Below are 597 nucleotides of genomic sequence, written 5' to 3'. Positions count from 1 at the left end.
AACATTAGAAGAAAGTACCCTGCAATAGACCCGGAACTGGTTCAGATTATTGTTCAAGGCGAACTTGGCAGGCACATCACCTCGCTAGCGTGTACCGGTTGTGGTTCCAGGGTGCATAAGAAATATGACAATAAACGAGAATGCGTTACCACGCTTGGAACAATAACGATTAACTGCCCGTATTATACCTGCCCAAAATGCAAGGCCGTTCATAACCCTTATGAAGATGTTCTTAATCTCAGGGATGGTAAGTACCAGTATGATATACAAAAAATAGCAGCCCTTTTCGGTGCCAAGGAAACTTTTGAGGAAGCTGCAGAGATGATGAACGAAATATACCGTTTTGATATTTCTGCCGATACGGTGCATAAACTTACCAATCAGGTCGCCTCGGAAATCAGCCTTGCCGAGATTACTCCAACTGCCGAGGAAGTTGCTCAAATTATAGAGTATATATCAGAAGACAGTTACCGCCGACCAGTACTCGTCTTTTCTGCTGACGGCGCCATGGTTCCAATCAGGACAGAAGAAAAAGGGCAGCCTCACTGTTGGCGCGAGGCGAAAGGTATTCGTGGTTATTTGCTGGACAAAGATAAA

At 44.9% G+C, this 597-nt stretch carries 1 pseudogene; it reads left to right on the top strand.

Annotation, left to right across the window (positions count from 1 at the left end):
* A pseudogene (locus JWH17_RS23260) lies at nucleotides 1-597 on the top strand (ISKra4 family transposase); the annotation flags it as partial.

Source organism: Desulfogranum marinum (assembly GCF_016918565.1).
Classification (GTDB): Bacteria; Desulfobacterota; Desulfobulbia; order Desulfobulbales; family Desulfobulbaceae; genus Desulfogranum; species Desulfogranum marinum.
The sequence above is the reverse complement of the archived record's forward strand: the minus strand, read 5'-3'. Positions and strand labels throughout refer to the sequence as shown.